This is a genomic window from Flavitalea flava (genome assembly GCF_054461575.1).
In genome coordinates this window covers 1-20,819 of record NZ_JBTLQH010000002.1, presented here as the reverse complement: position 1 = coordinate 20,819, position 20,819 = coordinate 1, and the positions used below count along the sequence as shown (strand labels likewise).

Here is a 20,819-nt window from a genome sequence, read left to right as displayed (position 1 = left end):
CAACTGTGGGAAAAGAGCAATTTTTGGTTAAAAACGAACTGAAATCCCCCCCGTTACGTACTTCATTTCCTTTTTTCTCATCGCTGCCTTGTTTAACAGCATCGCTGCTTCCCGGTCTTTTTCAATTACCCTAAACCAATATTCTGCGGGGATCGATTTATTGGAATGCAATTCCAGTCGAATAGATATATATTCAGGTGGGGCGCGATGTTGATTTATCAATTGGCTTAACAGAGTTTCATCAATGCTAATTTCGTCGGCAAATCCCCGCCGCTTCTTATTCAATAGTTGTATGTATAATTTCAGAAAATAGCCGAAAGAATACTCATTATTTGGCTTTTCGGCTCTAAAATGATCCTCCATCCGGAATTTTAACCCCATAAGTTTGCCCGTCAGCCTCTCAGCATCGGTCATTTTTTCCTGGGTCTTCAGCCTGGCTTCTGCCAATTGAAGATCCGCAGCCTTCTGCTGCTTAGCAGAAAGCTTTACCGGAAAGATAAAGGACTCCGCAAGCTCCTCGGGAGAATGTTCCTGCAACAATTTTTTATAACTCATGGTAAATAGTTTTTAATTATCGTTTGTAATCTGGCACCTTCCAGGAATAACTGCGGGCCGCCATCCAGCATGCCATATTTGCTTTTATAATGAGACCTTAGTTCAGTTTTTGGCAACAGAGATATGCAGGCTTGTTCAAAATACTTGCTGACTGCTATCCTTCCTGCGAAGGCAATGAGGCAACCTGCGATTCCTTCGTATTTCTTACTCCTGCCCAAGTTTTCGCGGGATACACTTAGAAGTTGTATCTGAATCCGGAATTCCCTGGGAAAATCTATGAGCGCCAATAACCCCAAAATCTCCGATTCTCCCGGTAAAGTCAACTTAAACAAATCCGCGACGCCTCTTTCCTTTTTCCAGTCGAAGGAATGCCTCTTTTTTGTTATTAGCTTAAAATCCTTATCCTCAAGGGGAGAAATGGAAGCCGTCAGTTTTCGACCAGAAGCCACCTCGATAATCGCCATAGGCTAAATTACAGAAAACTTGGCATAAAATGCAAAGTTTATTGGGTATTGAATATTGTCCATTGTGCATAAAATAGGACACATGGAAATTTAAAGAAAGCTGTATTCTTTTTTTTTGCGAGCGTAATAATTCGGGTAGTACTTTGATATAGATTTTTAAAATCTATACAGACGCAAGTATCCCGCTCAGGTTATGCTGGTACAGATGCCATAAATCGAATTTTGTGAAATCCAACCGTTAATTCGCCCAATATTATTGCCGATTTGATACCTTTCACCCTGTATAGCTTTGATTAGATGGAGATATTGACTTCCGTTGACCTTGCATAAAACTATATCTCCTTTCTGCAATTGCCTATTAGCAATGGGTTCTACAGTTACCAATTGGCCTGATTCGACTTTCCCTTTCATGGAATATCCTCTTGGCCGGAATTGAACCGTTTCCCCTGTTTTCAACTTTTCTATAAAATGGGTAGCCCAACTCATAATTATCGTTCAAATTCTATAAAAATAATATAAAAGTTGAACAGTCAAAGTAAAAGGCGCTAAAAAGAGTGGAGAGGTATGGCGATGCTTCAACAAACACCGGCTTAAATTTTCGGGTAAAGGTAAATCCCCGAACTGGTTGTTGGGCAAACTGGCAGCTTTACGTCCATTCTGTAGGCGTCTTGCCGAACTTTTTCTTATAGGAATGCGAGAAATGTGAGAGGCTTTCAAATCCCAGGTCGAGATAGATGGCAGATGGTTTCTTGTTTCTTTTTTCTATAAGATGCCGGGCTTCCACAAGTCTTTTTTCCTGTAACCACTGCCGGGGTGGCTTACCGAATGTTTTTTGAAAGTCGCGCTTAAAGCCAGCAAGACTTCTCCCCGTGAGTTGCGCAAATTTTTCAACAGGGACATTAAAATGAAAATTGCTGAGCATGAATTTTTCCAGATCTATCTTATAGGGCTCTGAAAAGTCGAATAAAAACTCCTTGAGCTGTGGCATGACATGCAGCAGCAACTTCACCCCCTCGTTCACTTTCAAAATGCCCATAACCGTCGCTAATTTTTCAGTCGGATTCCGGACATAGGGTATTATAGATTGAAAATACCCTTGCAAAAAATCGTTTCCGGGAATAAGGATATTGGGTGGGCCAACGTATTTCTGCTGTATCTCAATTTGCTCTTCCAGCGCGATCTTTCTGAGCAGGTCTTCCTGCAGGGAAATGACAATCGTTTCGTAATCCTCATCGGGCAGTGGAGTCTTGGTTATCTGCCCCAGTTGATTTTTGCCGATTAGCAGCATCTCACCTCTACGCATCGAAATTTTCTGGCCGGACGTTTCCAGGGTAAACTTTCCGGAAACCTGCAATACCAGGGTATTGTTCGACAGAAAGCCCACTTTCTCCTTTCTCATGGTGGAGAGATAGGCGTAAAAGATGACCCCCGGAATTATTTCAGTCGGATTTATCATTTTGTAAAGATAGAAAATAGGCGGGGCTTATGTACAGCCCCACCTACTATCGTTGCAAATACGTTCCACCAAGTATCGCGCCTGCCGAAAAATGCGTGTTAAGGGTATTCATCTCGTCAGGGCTGAAAACGATGTTCATGGCCTGAATGTTTTCCGGTAACCTTGATCTTCGGCTCATGCTGACCAATGGCATAATGTGATCGCCCTGGGCGTTCACCCAGGCTATCGCCAGTTGTGTCGGGGTGTATCCTTTTTCCTTTGCCATTGTCTTCAGTACCTCAACTTTCTCCAGGTTCCTGATAAGATTGTTTCCCTGAAAACGCGTGAAGTGAAGGTGATAGTCATCGGCTGTAAGTGGGGCTTTCATTTCACCGGTAAGTAACCCTTCGGCCGTATTGGCAAAGGCCACAACCCCTATACCCAATTCTTTAGCCGTAAGAAGCAAATCGTTTTCTATCTGACGATCGGCCAGCGAATAGCCTATTTCCAATGCGGTTACCGGGTGAACTTTATTGGCTTTGCGTAGTTGATCAGCAGTTATTTCAGAAACGCCGAGATAACGCACTTTTCCTTCTTTGATCAGGTCGGCAACAGTTCCTATAACATCTTCCACCGGAACGCTGTTATCCAATCTGCATGGTTGATAAAGATCAATGGTATCTATCCCTAAGCGTACCAAAGAATAGTTGATAAAGTTCCTGATGGCTATGGGGCGCAGGTCCAATCCAAGCCACCTGCCGCCGTAGAAGATAGCGCCAAATTTGACACTGATGAACGCATCGTCCCTTCTGCCTTTGATGGCTTTGCCTACAAGCAACTCATTGTGGCCGCTGCCGTAAAAATCTCCGGTGTTCAGGAAATTGATACCGCTGTCCAATGCCATCCGGATGGTAGCTATACTTTCATTTTCGTCATTCACCGGACCTCCCCAAACGGACGACATGCGCATGCAGCCTAATCCGAGTTTAGACACGAGCGGACCCTGTTTGCCGAGGGCTATTTTTGTTAGTGTTGTCATTGCTTTTATTTTCTTGAGTAGTGATACAAAGATCTGCTTTATATCAAATGGGCAATGTCCTTCACGGCTCAATTTACTTGTCTGTATGGCTCGCCACCCCATCTATTACTGCCCGACCATTTTTTTAATCTTAACCAATGTTGTCCGCCAATAAAACTGCAAATGTTTAAATATTGTTTCGGTTGGAAAATTTTCACTAGTTAGGAAATAAATTCCTCCTTATTCCATTGACCTTATTACTTTAGCAGCGCCGAAGATAAGATAATCGGCCTATCCAACTTTTATGTCGCATTTCCCCCTGACCCGCAATTCAGCCGCAATGTTCCGGACCCTTATGGCAAGGTGTATCTTCCTTTTCGTGTTGTTGCTGGCCTTCTGCTATGGCCGGTCACAAATCGTTCCCAAAGAGGATCTTTCCCCTTATTACGAAACCATCAATAATATTTATAAGAACCGGCGGCTCGACAGGATATACAGCCGGGATATTTTTGTCTTTTCCACGGAGATCAGGTCCATGAAGACTTTTTTTATCAAAAATGCTTCCAGGGCATTGAACCCGAAGCCCCTTGCCTGTATTAACACCATCCGGGCCGGGATGGAAACCCTTTTTTATGGGAATTCCGCAATTCCTTTTAGTAAATATAGCACCAGTGAAAGGCCCATTTTCCGTATTTCCGGATCCAACCGGGTAATCGATCTGATGAAAATGCTTTCGGATTCAGGCTGCATCAATGATTACAAAGACGTTTATTTTCTGGGCAAAAATCTTCGTGGAGATACGGTGGTGATCAACGAAAACAATTTTACCGATTCATTGCGGGTGCTCACCCTTGCAGGCAGCGTCTGGCATGCGATCCTGTCTATGCTCCCCCGGGTAAAAGGATGGAGCGTATTCTGCCTCAGCCTGAGTAATGGATATCATACCGCCATACTCGCGGTCAATCATACCAATTTCCGGAATTTTGAAATGTATTGGGCAGACCAGACCACCCATCATCCCGTATATGAAAAGGATCGGATACCGGGTATCGCCGGTCCGCAATTCGGCTGGGAACGAATGATGGAGCACAGTAGTCCGGAATGGAGGTCCCTGGATGATTATTGTTTATATGCCGTAGACCAGTTCCTGTACAGCGACCCTGCCGAAGGTATCAATCAGGCTGCGGGTTCGCGGAGACATATGCCGATCATCCGGATCTGGAAGATAAGCAAACCGCCTCAGGCCGTTTCAGCTCCTGGCGGAAGACATTAATTCCTTCTTTTTTTCTAATCCACGATACTTGAAGACGTCTGGATTTTTATATCGGCATATTTCCAGGATTTTTCAAAAGAGGATTTGACTTTTTGTGCCTCCCTGTATCTGTTTTGCAATGCCAGCGAATTATATAATCCGATTAATGCCCAGCCATTTTTTCGCCAGGTCTGTAGATCCTTTTTGTAAACTTTCTCTGCTTCAGCATATTTTCCTGTCTTGAGCAATACTGCTCCTAAATGATGCCTGACTGAAAAAAACCAATCGGGCGGTTCATTGTAGTTGAGATTGTCCTCAATGGAAACTGCTTCTTCCAGCAAAGAAACCGATTTATCCAACCTGCCTTCTTTGAATGCAATTCCGGCCGACAATACTTTTTTAGCAATCTGCACAAGATCGGCAGTTGTATTAATCCCCCAAACGGTAAGGTGCTGAAGATTAGTGTCAGCGGCTAATATGTTCAGGGTATCCATTTCTTTTTTGGCTTCAGCTAGTTTATTCCTTCCTAAATAAGCCAGGCCCCTTGCGTAATGCCAGATGGCCCGGGGATATACAAGATCATTTGCCGGAGGTCTGAGAGAAGCGATAGTATCCCACATCGAAAACTTTGCGGCTATATAATACGGGATGGTATAATAATGCTGTAACGTTCCCCAGCCGGGCATGCGCATGATGCCTTCTGCAGTATGACGTTGCAGATTTATTGCCGCCTCCCATGCTAATTTTGAATGACCTTCCAAGGTGGCTGTTGCAGCCAAAAAATGATAATTGTGCGGATAATAGGACAATGGGTAGGCGCCTTGTGCATGACATGCAGTAGTGTATGTGCTATCAACGGTCACTGCCTGAATATTAGACTTCGACCCCCAATGATAATCCCCCGTGTTGATATAAATATGCGAGGGCATATGTACCAGGTGTCCCGAACCAGGTACTAAGGTCTCCAGCAATTTTGCACTCGCCAGGGCTTTTTCGGGAGTGGCTGATGCCTCCAGTGCATGGATGTAAAAATGATGTGCTCCGGGATGCCTGGGGTTGATTTTTATGAGATGCTCCAGGATAGCCAGCAACCCCGGAGTCCATTGCCTGGGGGCTTTTGTTTTTTTGTCATATAAATCCCAGGGGTGCAGGTCCATCATCGCCTCGGCATATAAAGCCCCTATGTCAGGATCTGAAGGATATCGAATGTAAACTTTTTTCATAGCTGCGGCATAGGCAGAGTCCAATGCCCTGCGATCAGCCGGCGGCTTCGACGCATATCGGGCGGTTAATGCTTCGATTAAGGCTACTTCTTTTGGTGTACCGTTTTTGGCAAGCAATTTTGCTTTGGAAGATGCCTGGTATGCACGCTGAAAATTATCATCTTCCATCCCGGCATTGTAATTGGGGCCCAAAACATACGCAAAACCCCAATAAGCCATGGCACAGGTGGAATCCAACCGGATTACTTCATAGAACGACCTTGCCGATTCGGCATGGTTAAAACCATAGGCCAGCATCATGCCCTGGGCAAAATAGGCCTGTGCCTCTTTACTGGAGGTTGAAATTTTAAAATCAATGCCTTCCAGACCATCCAGCTTTGGCGCTTTTTTTCCTGAGCTGTACCAGTCTTTGTCGCTTGTTTGAGGGGTAGAGCAACTAACAATCCTGGAGTTTTTTTCGGCTGACTGACTTTCTTTGATTGGATGGTGGTTGTTGCATGCCCAAAGGAGAATAATGACGATAAATTTTAAATAACGTTGACGCATAAAATTGTTATTTTATTTATTTCCTTCTTTTGTACCATTGCTTCTGCGAATGCGCCGGGGCAACCAGGGTGAAGGGACGTTAATCCCAACGGCTTATACATATTGATTGGCAAATTCCAAACATTTTTTTACTTCCATTAATGCATCGGAATGGGCAGGGATCGTATATTCCAATTCTATGCTCATAGGAATCGGATAATTTTTTTCCTTGATCAGCGTGATGATTTCCTTGATCGGAGTATCTCCCTGTCCCCAGGGCATGTTTTCTCCGCCGTGTTCTTTGGATAGCCTGTCTTTTAAATGAATGCTGGTGATCCTTTGATATTTTTGCTGAATGAAGGCCAGCAAAGTTTCTTTGGTATTACCGCCCCCGGCGGCGATATAATGCCCGCAATCCAGGTTGATACTATTGTTGGGGGATTGGCTCAAGGCGATATCCCATGCAGTATCGGTCGCTTGGGTATGGGCATGATAGCCAACAAATATTTTATTTTTTTCGGCAAGTTTGCCGAGTCTTAAAGAGTGATTGGGGTCTTTGGGCAATTCTACGGTTACGGAGTTGGCTCCCAGGGCTTTTCCGGCTTTGTATGCATATTCGATTTCGCCGTCAGTATTACTGTCATTCAATGCGTCCGGTTTGAAGGCATATACTGAAATGCCCGAATCGTTCAGTCGTTTTCTGCATTCGGTGAATTTGTCGAAGTTTATCGTTTCCCTCCAGCTGCGGACTCTTGCCTTGTAGCTTTCCTCCGTCTCTTCTTTATTCAGAGTGGGTTTGCCTGCAAATTCTTCTGCGGCTTCCCCCTTTAATTCAATGGCTTTGATTCCGGTTTGATGGCAATATTTTATGATATTATCGATGCCGTCCGGGAGGGAGCGAAAGGAATAGGTGATGGCACCTATGACTACAGCATGTTGTTTTGAGAAACCATATAAAGCGTTTTTGGCAAAAAGTGAGGAGCCGCCAAGGATACCCAGGCTGCTCAATGTGGTCATTTGAATAAATTTTCTTCTTGATTGCGTCTTGTCAATATTATTGGAGCCCATAAATTTTCCTTTTATTTTCAATTTAATCTTAAATAAGTGATATTCTCAACCTTTTCTGAAAGTTCATTTAGAGACATTTTCCGTTTAGCCATCATAACATCAAGATTTACAATAATTGGCATAAATTATACGGTTAAATCGTTTTCTTTCTGAATTTATACAGACCTGACAAATCAATTTCCTGCCAAAAATGGTTGGCGCCAACCGGGTAGAGCACAGGGTATCAGCTACTTTACAGGGAGATCTGGGTTTTGAGCCCAAATTTGTTAACTTTAAAAAAAATAGTCAGGGTCCAACCACTTTAACAATGAAAGACGAAGTTATAAATCAAACCCCCGGTCACTTCGAGAGTCCGCACCTGGCTAAAATCATAGGCTTTTTCAGACCGTTGAAAGTTAACCGGAATAAATATCTGTTGTGCGAAGGTGAAGTGTGCGATGCGTTATATTTCGTTCAGCAAGGAAATATTCGCACTTTTTTTGTCGATAAGGAAGGCGTGGAAAAGACAAGCTCCATAATTAGTGAAAATGACTTCGGTACTGCCTGGACAAGCTTTATATCCAGGCAACCTTCGCTTCAGTTTATTGAAGCTTCAGAAAATACCCAATTATTGACAATAAGTTATAAGGAATTTCATCGGAAAATTAATGCGGATAACTTTTGGAAAGAATTTTATCTGAAATGTTTAGAGCTGGCTTATTTGACGCAAAGCAGAAAAATTGAAGCGTTGATGACATTAGACGCAACCCAGCGTTATCAAAAATTATTAAAAGGCAACCCGGGCCTGATACAAAAGCTATCCAATAAAACATTGGCATCTTTTCTTGACATGAGAGAAGAAACCCTTAGCCGTGTTAAGGCAAAAAAATAATGCGATTTTGATCTATGTCAATTCCTTCGGTACACAAAGCTCTACCTTTGTTGTAAACAAATCTGATAAAATTATGGTATTCATTAAAATCAAAAGCCTTGTAATAACAGGCTTGCTGGCACTGCCTATGCTTAGTTGGGCACAAACCGAAACCACACAAATGAAATCTTCAAACAATCAACAAAAAATGGAAAATAAAGTAGTAATCGGAAAAGTCATTGTGCCTCAAAGTTCATTGGAGGAATTTAGGCAACAAAACGTTACTGGTGGGTTTTTGAAAACGCTTCCCGGGTTTTTAAATGGCGCAACTTATGAGAAGCTGGATGATTCGGGAAATCTTACCTTGATCTCCGTTACCACCTGGCTGAATCAGGAAAGCTATGAGAATGCTGAGAAATCGCTTAAAGAATTTTACAAAAGCATAAATTTTAATCCGATGATGTACAGGGAAAGGTTAAAAATAACTGCTGAACATGCGGTTTATGCCAAACATGATTTTTGAAATAGGTAAGATTTAACCTGACAATTGGGATTGATTTTAAGTTGCCACACTTTAATCAATCCCAAAATTTTCAGATCATGAAATCAGACTATTTCCTTATTATACTTTGCCTTATAATCTAATGGTAGCAAACCGGTTATCTTCCTGAATACATCCCTGAATGCCCTTTCATCGTTATAACCGACTTCGTCCATAATTTCATAAATTTTTTTTCTACCTTTTTCCAGGGCGTTTTTTGCAACCTCCATTTTAACACGTTGCATATATTCGACCGGCGTATTACCGGTAGCTTTAATAAAGCGCCTGTCAAAGTTCCGCCTGCTGATGGCTAGTTTTGAAGCCAGCTTTTCAAAGGAAATTTTTTCGCTCAGGTTTTCTTCCATATAACTTTGAGCCTTGCCAATTAATTCATCATTATGGTTCTTTTGTGGCTGGAAAATGACAAAAGGGGATTGCGAGGATCTGCTTATATCAATCTGAAAAACCTTTGAACAGTAGATGGCGGTTTGACGATCAAAATATTTTTCTACCAGGAGTAAAATCAGGTTTAAAAAGGAATAGGCACCTCCATTCGTGTAGAGGCCCTGTCCAGCTACCAGCAGTTTGTCAATATGAAGATCAGTATTTGGAAACAACCGCCTGAAATCATGTTCGGCGCTCCAGTGTGTTGAGCATGTTTTTCCTTCCAGCAGACCTGTTGCTGCCAATAAAAATGCACCGGTACAAATACTGGCAATTTCTGTGTCATATTTATATTGCGTGTACAGCCATTTAATCAGGATTTTATTATTAACGAGCAGCCTGTCAAAGCCACCCGGATCAATAACAGAAGGAATGATCACCAGGTCATGTTTTTTGATCTTACTAACATCTATGGGATGGATCGAAACGAACTGGTCATGTTGCTTCAATTCGGAAAGGACAGCAGCAATACGGACTTCCATGACCGGTGCTTTTCCCGTTCTTTGCCAATAATCATTGGCTTCCTTTAAAATCTCCATCGTACCAAAGACGCTGCTTAAATTGGTTTCACCGGCTGGTACCAGGATCGTTACCTGCTTCATTTTGCTTTTTCCAACAAAATTACGGCAATATTTTGTCCAAATCGACACGGTAGATTGTCTATTTCACCACAGCTCAATGCTAAATATAGACAGTAATTTTACCTTGTCAACATCCAGTTATTTTTTTTCATTCTAAAAAACAAGCAAACATGAACATAGCAGACAAAGTCCTGTTGATTACAGGAGCCAACCGCGGCATCGGGAGTGCTTTAGTGGAAGAGGCGCTCAGAAGAGGGGCAAAGATAGTTTACGCCGGCACCCGTGTAGCGCTGGACCATCCAGACAAAAGGGTAGTGCCGCTAAAACTGGATATAACCAATATGGAGCAAATTAGGGAAGCTGCCGGAAAGATAGACAAGCTGGACATGCTCATCAATAATGCAGGCGTAGCCTTTTATGATGACCTGAGTGATAGCACGATTTTAGAGAAACATCTTGGAGTTAACCTTTACGGAACTCAAAATATTACAAATGCTTTTCTGCCCGCGCTGAAAGGTTCTGAAGGTGCAATCGTCAATATCCTTTCCATACTTGCCCTTGCCCCTTTACCACCTATCGCGTCTTATTGTATTTCAAAGGCAGCCGCGTTTTCCATGACACAATCATTACGGGCCTTTCTAAAAACCAAAAATATTAGCGTCCATGCTGTACTTACCGGCCCGGTCGATACGGAGATGAGCCGCGGCCTGGAAATACCAAAGGCTTCCACCGAATCCGTAGCCCAAAATATCTTTGACGCAGTAGAAGATAAACAGGAAGACATTTTCCCCGATCCTATGTCGGCTTCCATGGAACAGAGCTGGAACGTTAGCGGGACAAAGGCCATGGAGCGCCAGAACGCTATGGCTGTTCAGGCAGTATAAGTAAATAATTAAATTCCAACAGAAGTATATGAATAAATACGAAAAATTCTTCAGGCTACATCATCAGGAAAACCCCCTGATCATTGCAAATGCCTGGAATGCAAAAAGTGCGCAGATCATAGAAATTAATGGATACGATGCAATTGCAACATCAAGCGGCGCTATAGCAGATTCGTTAGGCTATGCAGACGGAAAAAAAATTCCGTTCAGCGAATTATTATATATTATTCAAAGAATAATAGCCGTCACGAACATTCCATTGTCTGTTGACTTAGAAAGAGGCTATACTAACGATCTGACAACATTAAACGATCATATACAGAAGCTGATTGATGCTGGCGTGGTTGGCATCAACCTGGAAGATACTCAGGGTGAAGAAATATACCTTAAAAAGTTAAACAGCATTAAAAACTATTTGACCAAAAATAACCAGCAACTATTTATCAATGCCAGAACAGATGGTTTCTTACAAAAATTGCAATTCCCCCTGGAAACAACATTGAAAAGGGCAAAGTTATATGAAGATGCCGGCGCTAATGGATTATTTGTGACAGGCCTGAGCGATATTGCGCTCATTAAGGAAATCACTTCATCGGTCACGCTTCCTGTAAACGTAGTTGGTGTGCCCAACCTTTCATCCATCGAAGCACTTGCCAAAGGCGGTGTAAAGCGGATAAGCATGGCTGCTTTTTTATACAAGGCAACATACAATCAGGTAGAAAAGGTACTCAGGGATATTCACACAGAACAGTCATTTGCCCCTTTGTATTAAATTGCCCCTTAGTAGTAAATCAACTTTAGCTGATTGAAAAAAATTGTTGTTTTTTAAAATAAATTTGCGTAACTCAAAAGTTACCTTTAAGTTTGTGTAACCTTTGGGTTACGCAAAAAATTGTCAAACTGAATAAAAAAAGCAATCATGAACAAAAATGATTTTACTACTACGATAGTCGTAGAACAAACCCCGGAACAAGTATTTAATGCAATTAATAATCCCCAGGCCTGGTGGTCGGGCGAAATTGAAGGGAGTTCATCCAAACTGAACGACGAATTCACCTATCGTTATAAAGAATTTCATTTTTCGAAACAGCAGGTAGTTGAAATGATCCCCGATCAGAAAGTGGTATGGGTGGTTACCGACAGCAGCCTCAATTTCACAGAAAATATAAGGGAATGGACAGGGACAAAGATTAGTTTTGAAATTAGGGAGAAGGATGACCAAACCGAACTCCGTTTTTCGCACATCGGCTTAGGTCCTGAAATTGAATGTTTTGAAAGCTGTTCCAATGCATGGGGCCAGCTTATTCATCAGGGCTTATTTGGTTTGATAACCAAGGGTGAAACCACGAAGATCAATTTAGGATAAAGTTTATAAGCTAAAAATAAAAATCACACAAAATGACAACTACAGATTTTACAGCTACCATTGCGGTAAGCCAAACTCCACATGAAGTGTTCAATGCCATTAACAACGTGCGCGGTTGGTGGTCGGAAGAAATTGAAGGCCCAACACAAAAGCTGCACGATATATTTAAATATCATTTCGAAGATATCCATCGTTGCCAAATAAAACTGATCGAGGTCGTCCCTGATCAAAAAGTTATATGGCTGGTGATGGATAATTATTTTAAGCCAGGAATCTTCCCGGGTGCTTCCCATAAATTGACTGCAGAGGCCATTGCTAACGAAACTGAATGGGTAAATACAACCATTCATTTTGAAATTGCCGAAAAGAATGGCAAAACACAACTCAGATTTACACACAAAGGCCTGGTGCCGGAATATGAATGTTATGAAATCTGCGAGAACGGGTGGAACCACTATATCCGTGAAAGTTTATTGGCTTTGATAACCACAGGCAAAGGACAACCTAATAGCACAGGGACCCCAATGACCACGGATGAGGTAAAGATAAAGGCTGTCTCAAATATCGGTTAAGCCAGGTTTGGGAAATAACAATACCAAAAACCAAATAAGAGCTATGAACATAGGCATAATCGGTGCAGGCGAAATGGGACTTTGTCTTGCCTCAAAATTTATCAAATCAGGCCACCGTGTTTCCATGGCTAATTCGCGGGGACCGGATTCATTCAAACAAGTAGCTGGAAACATCGGGGCAGAAGCAACCACCGTGGAGGAGGTCACAGAAAATAAAAAAGTGGTAATCATTTCCATTCCGGAAAAAAGCATACCCAATCTTCCAAAAAGCATTTTCACCGGTCTCCCAGGGCATGTTGTGGTTATTGATACAGGTAATTATTATCCAACCCTGCGTGATGGCATACTTCCGGGGCTTGATCAGAGCGGTATAGATAGCCTGTGGGTTCAGCAACAGCTGGCAGTACCTATCGTCAAAGTATTTAATTCCATTTTAGCCACCAGCATAAATGTACTTGGAAAACCCAGGGGCGAAAAAGATCGCATCGCTATTGCGGTTTCCGGTGATGACGCTATCGCAAAGGAGGTTGTATTTAGGTTGGTAGATGAATTAGGCTTTGACCCTTTTGATATTGGTCTTATTCAAGAGTCATGGAAGCAGCAGCCGGGTAGCCCGATATATTGCAGGGATATCAATCTATCAACAGTTAAGAAAAGGGTAGAAGAATTAGGCAGCGACTGGTCTCAAATGCGCCATGAAATCCTATCCAAGCGCAAAACTGATGAAGCGCTTATGAAAACAGATTATCCGGCTTATCTCAGAACATTGCAACGACGAAGGTTTTGAAGTGACCCATCTCAGATTATTATGACCAGCAAACGGTTCTTTGTTGTCTTTTGATTAACTTTAATCAGGTTAATCTATCTTAAGGCTCAAATGACTACTCCATTTTCCAATAATACGGATGAGCAATTGCTGCTATTGCTCCGGCAGGGCGAGGAAGGAGCATTTACCGAAATTTATGGGAGGTACTGGGAACAAATGGCCCTGTATGTGCTGAAAGTGATCCGTTCCGAAGACGAAGCCAGGGATATCGTGCAGGAGGTATTCGTATCCATCTGGAGAAGACGGGCGGATCTGGTCATCAAGGGCCCCCTGATCGCCTATTTATTAAAGAGCGTACGTAATCTCTCTCTCCGCTTCATAGAACGTAATCTTAACCGGAATCAATTTCTGGCGACCCTGACCGACCATCTGCAACTTGGGAATGATTTGCCTGCCGTCAACCTGATCGAATTTAGACAGCTGGAAGAACGGGTAGACCGGGCCATTGCCGCCCTCCCTCCTAAAATGCGTGAAATATATCGTTTAAGCCGGCAGGAAAACCTTTCCTACCGGGAGATTGCCCAAAAATTGGGGATTGCGGAAACCACCGTTAAAAAACAGGTTAGCAATGCCTTAAAAAGTATCAAAAACGATGTAGGCGGTCTCTCCGCAACAGCCGCTTTATATGTAGCCTTTCTCTCCTAGCCATTCTCTCCTTGCCTTTTTCCCCTGAAAAATAAATTTTCCTTTTATCTACTACTAACCTTCCTTTTTGGGAATATAATAGAGGAGGGGCGCTGATAGGGCGTTACCCCCGCTTCAACTATCGATCATATGAATAAGGACGAGATAAAAGGATTATTACAACGTTACCGGATGGGGTTATGCACTGCGGAAGAAACCGCAGCGATCGAACAATGGTACGATACAATGGCTGTTTCCGGAGAATGGTCATGGACGGAAGAAGAAAAGGGAGTTTTTGAAAGTTCTTTGCAGGCGGGCATCCGTCAGGCTATGCATGAACCTGTGTCAGGGTCTGAAGGGGTAATCACCGGGAGGAGGATCTTTTATCTGCCCAGGGTGGCCGTTGCAGCCGCCATCATCCTCTGTATCGTTACCGGGGGCTATTTTTTCCGGCAGAACCAAACGCAAAAAGGAAATCGACCACCGGAAACCGGCAAACTCTATAAGAACGATGTATTGCCGGGCGGGAATAAGGCCATCCTCACCCTGGCGGACGGATCGGCTATCGTATTGGACAGCGCAAAAACGGGAACGATCGCAGTACAGGAAAATACGAAAATTACCAAACTGGATAATGGCCGGGTCAGCTATCAGAGCGGAACGGGCGCCACCGCGGCAGTCAGTTATAACAGGCTCTCCACGCCAAGAGGAGGTCAGTATCAATTGATCCTGCCGGATGGCAGCAAAGTGTGGTTGAATGCGGCTTCTTCGATCCGGTATCCGACGGCTTTTACCGGCCGGGAAAGGAGAGTGGAGGTGAGCGGGGAGGCTTATTTTGAAGTGGTGCATATGACAACAAAGACGATGCCCTTCATCGTCTCGATCGTTTCCCCATCCGGGGGGGAAGGCAACGCAGGCGAAGTGGAAGTATTGGGCACCCATTTTAATGTGAACGCCTATGCCAATGAAGAGATGGTAAAAACTACCCTACTGGAAGGAGCCGTGAAGTTGGTAAAAGACGGCGGGAGCATACTGCTGAAACCGGGGCAGCAGGCCGGGTTTAAGACGAACGGCACTCCTGAATTGATAAAGCAGGCGGATGCGGATGAAGCGGTTGCCTGGAGGAACGGTGTTTTCCAGTTTAATGAGGCAGGTATTGAAACGGTCATGCGGCAGATCGAAAGATGGTATGATGTGGAAGTGAGTTATGAAGGGAAAAAACCAGCCTGGCATTTTTCCGGGACCATGAACCGGAATACCAATATCTCCCAGGTGCTGAAGATCCTGGAATTAAGTGACGTGCATTTCAGGATTGACGGGAGGAGGGTCATCGTATTGCCTGGATAAACCGGTTGCCCTATAAATCGGGAACAGACGGGAACAGACGGGAACAGGCAGAAAAAGAGAAAAAGAGGAAAAGGTTGACCAAAGAAATGCCGGAAGTGTTTGCAGCACTCCCGGCGGGTATCTGGGTTAACCCGGTAAATACAATCGGCTTAATGACTGCTTAACAATTTTAACCCAAACATGACAAAGGTATGAAAATTACTGTTCTCTGTATGCACCGGGGTACCAGGCCCGGGCTACTAACCAAAACTATGTTGGTTATGAAACTAACTGCTGTACTACTACTCATCACCTGTTTGCAACTTAGCGCCAGGGAGGGGTCCGCACAAAAGATTAATCTATCGGAGAGGGATGTGCCCCTGGAAAAAATATTCAAAGAGATCCGCAAACAGACCGGCTACCAGTTATTTTACAAAAATGAATTGCTGAAAAACACCCGGAAGGTAACGGTGGAAATGAAAAATGCTTCTATTGGGGAAGTGCTGGATTATTGCCTGAAAGGAGAAGGATTGACCTATGCCATCCTGGACCGGAATATTGTTATAAAGATGAAAGAGCCGGAAAGCCTGATGCCTGCCCTACAGCTGCCGCGGTTTACGGTAGAGGGGATTGTAACGGATGAGAAAGGGAAAGCGATGCAAAATGTATCGGTTAGGAACAAACGAACCAAGGTCGGATGTGTTACGAATGATGCCGGAAAATTTTCTATTACTGCCTCCGCCGGAGATATTCTTACGATCAGCTTTGTTGGATATAGCCCCAGGCAGGTAAAGGTGGAAGAAGGGCAGACTCCCATCCAGGTGTCCATGAGGATCGGAGCAGCTCTGCTGACTGAATCTGTGATCGTGGGTTATGGCAGCCAGGAGAGGAGAAGTCTGCTGGGTGCGGTAGGTACTTATAAACCTGCCAATGAGATCGGGGCCCTTCCCTTAAGCATCGATAATGCCCTGGTGGGTAAAATCGCCGGTGTGCTGGTTACCCCCTCCTCGGGAGTGCCGGGAAGTGCTACTTCGATAACGATACGGGGGGTAAGTACCCTGAATACTACTGGAAATGCGCCGCTGATCGTAGTGGATGAGGTGCCCATTTATGGGATCGACCGTACTAATAATACCGCCGATTTCGGGGTAGGGAACATCGCTGGATTTGCTTTTGGCGGGAACCAAACCGCCCAGGATTATGATGTTTCCGGACAACTCCGCAACCAATTCGAGAAGAATCCTCTCGCCACGATCAACCCGGATGATATCGAATCCATCGAGGTGCTGAAAGATGCTTTCTCCACGGCGATTTATGGCTCCCGGGGGGCGGCGGGAGTGATCCTCATTACCACCAAGAAAGGTCATGAAGGAATAATGAATGTTACTGCTGACCTGGCGACCTCCCTCAGTGTTCAAAAACTCCCCAAACTAATGAATGGCGATCAATATGCCGGTTTCTATACGGCCTATTTCCATACAATGGATTCCATTAACGCTATCGGCAATCCTTTTTACTGGGCTCAAAACTATGTATTCCCCAAAGGAGTCAATACCAACTGGCTTAAGGAAGTAACCAGGCAGGCTTTGAGTACGAACGCTACACTGGCCTTGTCGGGAGGGAATGGGAAGGGTTCCTATTATGTGAGTGGGAACTATACCCGTCAACAATCGACGATCATCAATAATGATTATACCCGCTATCAGATGAGGGTTCGCTTCGATCAGCATTTGTCAAAAATATTTACAGTAGGTACCGATATGAACCTGACCTATACCAACAACAACGCATTAAATGCCCAGACCGTATACCGGGGAGCGATCAACAAATCGCCAAACCAGGCGATCAATAATCCGGATGGATCTTATAATTGGGGGAAAGGTACCAACCCCATCGGGCCTACCGCCGATCTGAATCCAGTAGGGACTGCCAACACCTATAAGAATTATTCCCCTGATAGCCGGGTGATGGGAAATGTTTACGGGGATTTGAAATTAACGCCCTGGCTCACCTTCCGGTCGGAATTTGGTGTGGATTGGCTGAACGGAAAGGCCTATAGCAGGGATATTGTAAAACCCCAGACTCCCGGAGGTTTTGGCAATGAGACGAACACCCAGTATCATAAATGGGTGACCAATAATACACTGACGATCAATAAGAACTTTGGATCCAAACATAACATTAACGGAGTGGTGGGGCAAAGCTTCGAAGGATCCACAGAGAGCAGTTCGTCCATCTGGGGAAGAAATTTTCTGAATAATGATATTCTAAGCATTAGTGCCGCTTCCCAAAAGGGTGTTCAATCGGCCCTCGAAAAAAAATGGGGCCTGGTGTCCTATTTCTCCCGAATGACCTATGCCTACGACCAGAAATATATGTTCGGAGTAACCTACCGACTGGATGGGTCCTCTAAATTTGCTGCAAATCGCCGGTATGTAGGCTTCCCTTCTTTCTCACTGGGATGGGCAGTTAATCGTGAATCCTTCTTAAAGAATGTGGCCACCATCGACCAGCTTAAACTGCGTAGCAGTATCGGCTTCTCCGGAACAGATGGCGGCGGCGGGTATTATGGTAACCAGGGCCAGTATACCTTGAATGTGTATGGCGCCACATATGGGAATGGGACGGTGCTCAACGTATCACAGCCTGCTAACCCCAACCTGATATGGGAAAAGACAAAGACTTATAATTTGGGGTTGGATATTTCTCTCTGGCAATCCAGACTGACTTTTACCTTTGATTACTATAATAAGCAGATCAATAATGCCATTCTGCCGTCGGCGGTGCCTGGATTCCTGGGATTCACCTCGCAGACGCAAAACCTGGCGGATCTGAATAACCGGGGACTGGAATTTACTATTAATAGCCGGAACGTTCATAGTCTGGATTTTCAATGGACCACCAACTTTAATATTGCCCGCAACCGGAATATTATACAGAAACTGCATAAGATCGATCCTACAGATCTGGCACAGCAGATTGAACAAAATGGAGGACGATATTGGTTAGAAGGGCATTCAGCCACGGAATTCTTCCTATTCCAGTGGGCCGGGGTCAATCCGCAGAATGGCAATCCTTTATGGCAGAGCACGAACGGCAAAACCACGGAGACTCCTTTTCCGGCCAATTACAGCGATCCGAATTACCTGACTCAACGGGTTGCCCAAGGGGATGCTATGCCAACCTGGTATGGAGGATTGGATAACACCTTCTCTTATAGGGGATGGGAATTGGATGCCTTTTTCTCTTTTGCTTTTGGCCATAAGATGTACAATGGCGCCAAAGCGAATCTGTATAATTATACCCAGTCGACCTATTCGAATGCACAGATCAATAATCTTTCACCGGACCTCCTGAACTATTGGACGGCAGTGGGACAACAAACTAATATTCCTGCGCTGATCAATGCATCCAATAATGCGAATGCCAGCTTTGGCAGTTCATACGATTATACGCTGGGACGCGATATATCCCGGTTCCTGGAAGATGCTTCTTTCGTGAAACTGCGGTATGTCACCCTGGCCTATAATGTATCGCGAAGTACCATAAAAAGGGCGAAATACTTTTCCAGCCTGAAAATATACGTGCAAGCCAATAATGTATTAACGATCACAAAATATTCGGGATTGGACCCTGAAGTGAGCGCCTATGGCTCTTCTTCCCTAAATGCCGGTTATGATGAACTGACGATGGCCGCACCCAGAACCTTTACCGCCGGAATCAAATTAGGCCTATAACCTTTTAGAGCTTTAACCTTAAAATTTTGGTCTGAACTCTTAAAATTAGTTGAACAATGAGAACGAACTATCATAAAATTATCCTGGTCATATTGGTTGCGGGCTCGTTGACTGCCTGTAACAAACAATTGGACCTGGCGCCGGAAGGCACACTTACCGAAAAGGCTGCATTGAAGGATTCCGGTAATACGGCAGCCCTGGTTGCAGGAGCATATCTCAGCCTATGGACCGCTTCCAATAGCGATGTCTATCTTTTAGGAGACCTGACTACCGGTATTGCCATGAACTATAGTCCCCGTTATTTCACCGGGGCTATTGATTCCAGGGACGGAACGATTGCTGGCTTCTGGAATAACAATTATGCCACGATCAACCTGGCAAACGTCTGTATTACCAAATTGGCCAATCAGGCAACCTTTAGTTCGGCCTTGCAAAAAAGGTATATTGCCGAGGCAAAATTTATCCGGGCATTCAGCTACCTGAATCTCCTTAAATTGTTCGGGGACGGAGCCTTGCAAGGGAAAGCGAATAATATGGGCGTACCTCTTCGCCTGCAATCTTTCGACGGATATGACGGCTCTCAGAATATCCCCCGCTCAACGAATGGACTAGTATACGCCCAGATCCTGCAAGACCTCAGCGAAGCTATACCGGATCTGCCATCGGGATACCCTGATGATCTTACCCAGCGTACCCACGCTACGAAGGGATCTGCATCCGCCTTGGCGGCCAGAGCAGCCCTGTATATGGGAAATTACGATCTCTGTAGTTCCTATTGCGATGCTGTCCTGAACGACAACCTTTATACCCTGCTACCTTCCATATTATCCGTATTCCCGAATAATGTGGCCGGAGCGGGCTCTTATCCATTCAACCAGGAGATCGTTTTTGCCTTCCCCGTCAGCTATAATCAGGATCCAACCCAATATGCACTAAATAATACCTGGTATTTCCAGGGATTTACCAATGCCAGCGATAGTTTCCGTGCTACCTACCAGGCAGGGGATATTCGCAACGCGGATATGTTCGATACGGTCAACGTCTATGGCAGTCCGCACATCATGCCCCGAAAATTCACGGACCCCAATGATAAAGACAACCTGGTGATCTTCCGTATTCCCGAGATCATGCTGGACAAGGCAGAAGCCCTAGTAGCTAAAAATGGGGTCAACCAGCCTTCGATCGATCTACTCAATCAGATCCATCAACGGTCTTTTCCCCCCGGACAAGCACCCATGCCTTATACTATGGCTAATTTTTCCAGTCCCCAGGTACTGACCGACCAATTGTTGCAGGAGCGGGAATGGGAGCTGGCATTCGAAGGGCAGGACCGCTATGACCGAATCCGGCTGAGCAAGCAGCCGAATGGGGTATTGCCGGCGAACAGATATGTATTCCCTATTCCTCAGCCGGAAATTGATATTACAGGCGGGTTGATCAAGCAGAACCCGGGGTATTAGGTGTCACGAACAAATGAAGAGTTCTTTGAATTTAACATTTGATGCTTTGTAAAAGATGGGAGTTGGCC

The 20,819-nt window shown here is 44.4% G+C and carries 20 protein-coding genes; 12 read left to right on the top strand and 8 right to left on the bottom strand.

Annotation, left to right across the window (positions count from 1 at the left end):
* Positions 1–27: 27 nt before the first annotated feature.
* From ACX0G9_RS02680 to ACX0G9_RS02660, 5 genes are all read right to left on the bottom strand, one after another.
* A complete protein-coding gene (locus ACX0G9_RS02680) occupies positions 28–555 on the bottom strand; it encodes a hypothetical protein (RefSeq protein WP_459063303.1) in 528 nt (175 codons plus the stop codon).
* Positions 552–1,019 carry a hypothetical protein gene (locus ACX0G9_RS02675; protein ID WP_459063302.1) on the bottom strand — a complete coding sequence of 156 codons (468 nt, stop codon included), beginning with the start codon at positions 1,017–1,019 and terminating at the stop codon, positions 552–554. The genes ACX0G9_RS02680 and ACX0G9_RS02675 overlap by 4 nt, the downstream gene beginning before the upstream one ends.
* A gap of 186 nt (positions 1,020–1,205) precedes the next feature.
* Positions 1,206–1,505, bottom strand: coding sequence for a S24 family peptidase (locus ACX0G9_RS02670; RefSeq protein ID WP_459063301.1), 300 nt, complete (start codon positions 1,503–1,505; stop codon positions 1,206–1,208).
* Between the two features lie 160 nt (positions 1,506–1,665).
* Positions 1,666–2,475 carry a helix-turn-helix domain-containing protein gene (locus ACX0G9_RS02665; protein ID WP_459063300.1) on the bottom strand — a complete coding sequence of 270 codons (810 nt, stop codon included), beginning with the start codon at positions 2,473–2,475 and terminating at the stop codon, positions 1,666–1,668.
* A 46-nt stretch (positions 2,476–2,521) separates the two neighbouring features.
* Positions 2,522–3,493, bottom strand: coding sequence for an aldo/keto reductase (locus tag ACX0G9_RS02660; protein WP_459063299.1), 972 nt, complete (start codon positions 3,491–3,493; stop codon positions 2,522–2,524).
* 283 nt (positions 3,494–3,776) lie between these two features.
* Here ACX0G9_RS02660 and ACX0G9_RS02655 point away from each other — a divergent pair, with 283 nt between their 5' ends.
* Complete coding sequence (locus ACX0G9_RS02655; RefSeq protein WP_459063298.1) at positions 3,777–4,745, top strand: hypothetical protein; 969 nt, start codon at positions 3,777–3,779, stop codon at positions 4,743–4,745.
* Positions 4,746–4,759: 14 nt separating this feature from the next.
* Here ACX0G9_RS02655 and ACX0G9_RS02650 read toward each other — a convergent pair whose 3' ends face one another.
* Together ACX0G9_RS02650 and ACX0G9_RS02645 are read right to left on the bottom strand one after the other, a co-directional pair.
* Positions 4,760–6,493 carry a tetratricopeptide repeat protein gene (locus ACX0G9_RS02650; protein WP_459063297.1) on the bottom strand — a complete coding sequence of 578 codons (1,734 nt, stop codon included), beginning with the start codon at positions 6,491–6,493 and terminating at the stop codon, positions 4,760–4,762.
* 93 nt (positions 6,494–6,586) lie between these two features.
* The gene (locus ACX0G9_RS02645) at positions 6,587–7,489 is read right to left on the bottom strand and encodes a sugar phosphate isomerase/epimerase family protein (RefSeq protein WP_459063296.1); all 903 of its coding nucleotides are present in this window, start codon (positions 7,487–7,489) and stop codon (positions 6,587–6,589) included.
* A gap of 241 nt (positions 7,490–7,730) precedes the next feature.
* Here ACX0G9_RS02645 and ACX0G9_RS02640 point away from each other — a divergent pair, with 241 nt between their 5' ends.
* Positions 7,731–8,411, top strand: coding sequence for a Crp/Fnr family transcriptional regulator (locus ACX0G9_RS02640; RefSeq protein ID WP_459063295.1), 681 nt, complete (start codon positions 7,731–7,733; stop codon positions 8,409–8,411).
* Positions 8,392–8,913, top strand: coding sequence for a hypothetical protein (locus ACX0G9_RS02635; RefSeq protein WP_459063686.1), 522 nt, complete (start codon positions 8,392–8,394; stop codon positions 8,911–8,913). The genes ACX0G9_RS02640 and ACX0G9_RS02635 overlap by 20 nt, the downstream gene beginning before the upstream one ends.
* 83 nt (positions 8,914–8,996) lie before the next feature.
* Here ACX0G9_RS02635 and ACX0G9_RS02630 read toward each other — a convergent pair whose 3' ends face one another.
* Positions 8,997–9,977 carry a GlxA family transcriptional regulator gene (locus ACX0G9_RS02630; protein ID WP_459063294.1) on the bottom strand — a complete coding sequence of 327 codons (981 nt, stop codon included), beginning with the start codon at positions 9,975–9,977 and terminating at the stop codon, positions 8,997–8,999.
* 149 nt (positions 9,978–10,126) lie between these two features.
* Between ACX0G9_RS02630 and ACX0G9_RS02625 the strand changes: the two genes are divergently transcribed.
* From ACX0G9_RS02625 to ACX0G9_RS02585, 9 genes are all read left to right on the top strand, one after another.
* Positions 10,127–10,840, top strand: a complete 714-nt coding sequence (locus ACX0G9_RS02625) for an SDR family NAD(P)-dependent oxidoreductase (protein ID WP_459063293.1) — start codon at positions 10,127–10,129, stop codon at positions 10,838–10,840.
* 28 nt (positions 10,841–10,868) lie between these two features.
* On the top strand, positions 10,869–11,612 hold the full coding sequence (locus ACX0G9_RS02620; RefSeq protein ID WP_459063292.1) for an isocitrate lyase/PEP mutase family protein: 744 nt from the start codon (positions 10,869–10,871) through the stop codon (positions 11,610–11,612).
* Between the two features lie 147 nt (positions 11,613–11,759).
* Entirely contained in the window at positions 11,760–12,206 is a 447-nt protein-coding gene (locus ACX0G9_RS02615; RefSeq protein WP_459063291.1) for an SRPBCC family protein, read from the top strand.
* Between the two features lie 32 nt (positions 12,207–12,238).
* Entirely contained in the window at positions 12,239–12,778 is a 540-nt protein-coding gene (locus ACX0G9_RS02610; RefSeq protein WP_459063290.1) for an SRPBCC family protein, read from the top strand.
* 7 nt (positions 12,779–12,785) lie between these two features.
* Positions 12,786–13,565 carry an NADPH-dependent F420 reductase gene (locus ACX0G9_RS02605; RefSeq protein WP_459063289.1) on the top strand — a complete coding sequence of 260 codons (780 nt, stop codon included), beginning with the start codon at positions 12,786–12,788 and terminating at the stop codon, positions 13,563–13,565.
* 90 nt (positions 13,566–13,655) lie between these two features.
* Positions 13,656–14,249, top strand: a complete 594-nt coding sequence (locus ACX0G9_RS02600; protein ID WP_459063288.1) for an RNA polymerase sigma factor — start codon at positions 13,656–13,658, stop codon at positions 14,247–14,249.
* A gap of 129 nt (positions 14,250–14,378) precedes the next feature.
* Positions 14,379–15,575 (top strand): FecR family protein, encoded by a 1,197-nt coding sequence (locus ACX0G9_RS02595; protein WP_459063287.1) that lies wholly within the window; start codon positions 14,379–14,381, stop codon positions 15,573–15,575.
* A gap of 260 nt (positions 15,576–15,835) precedes the next feature.
* Positions 15,836–19,291: a SusC/RagA family TonB-linked outer membrane protein gene (locus ACX0G9_RS02590; RefSeq protein WP_459063286.1), complete on the top strand. Its 3,456-nt coding sequence runs from the start codon at positions 15,836–15,838 to the stop codon at positions 19,289–19,291.
* 56 nt (positions 19,292–19,347) lie between these two features.
* Positions 19,348–20,751, top strand: a complete 1,404-nt coding sequence (locus ACX0G9_RS02585; protein WP_459063285.1) for a RagB/SusD family nutrient uptake outer membrane protein — start codon at positions 19,348–19,350, stop codon at positions 20,749–20,751.
* Positions 20,752–20,819: the final 68 nt, after the last annotated feature.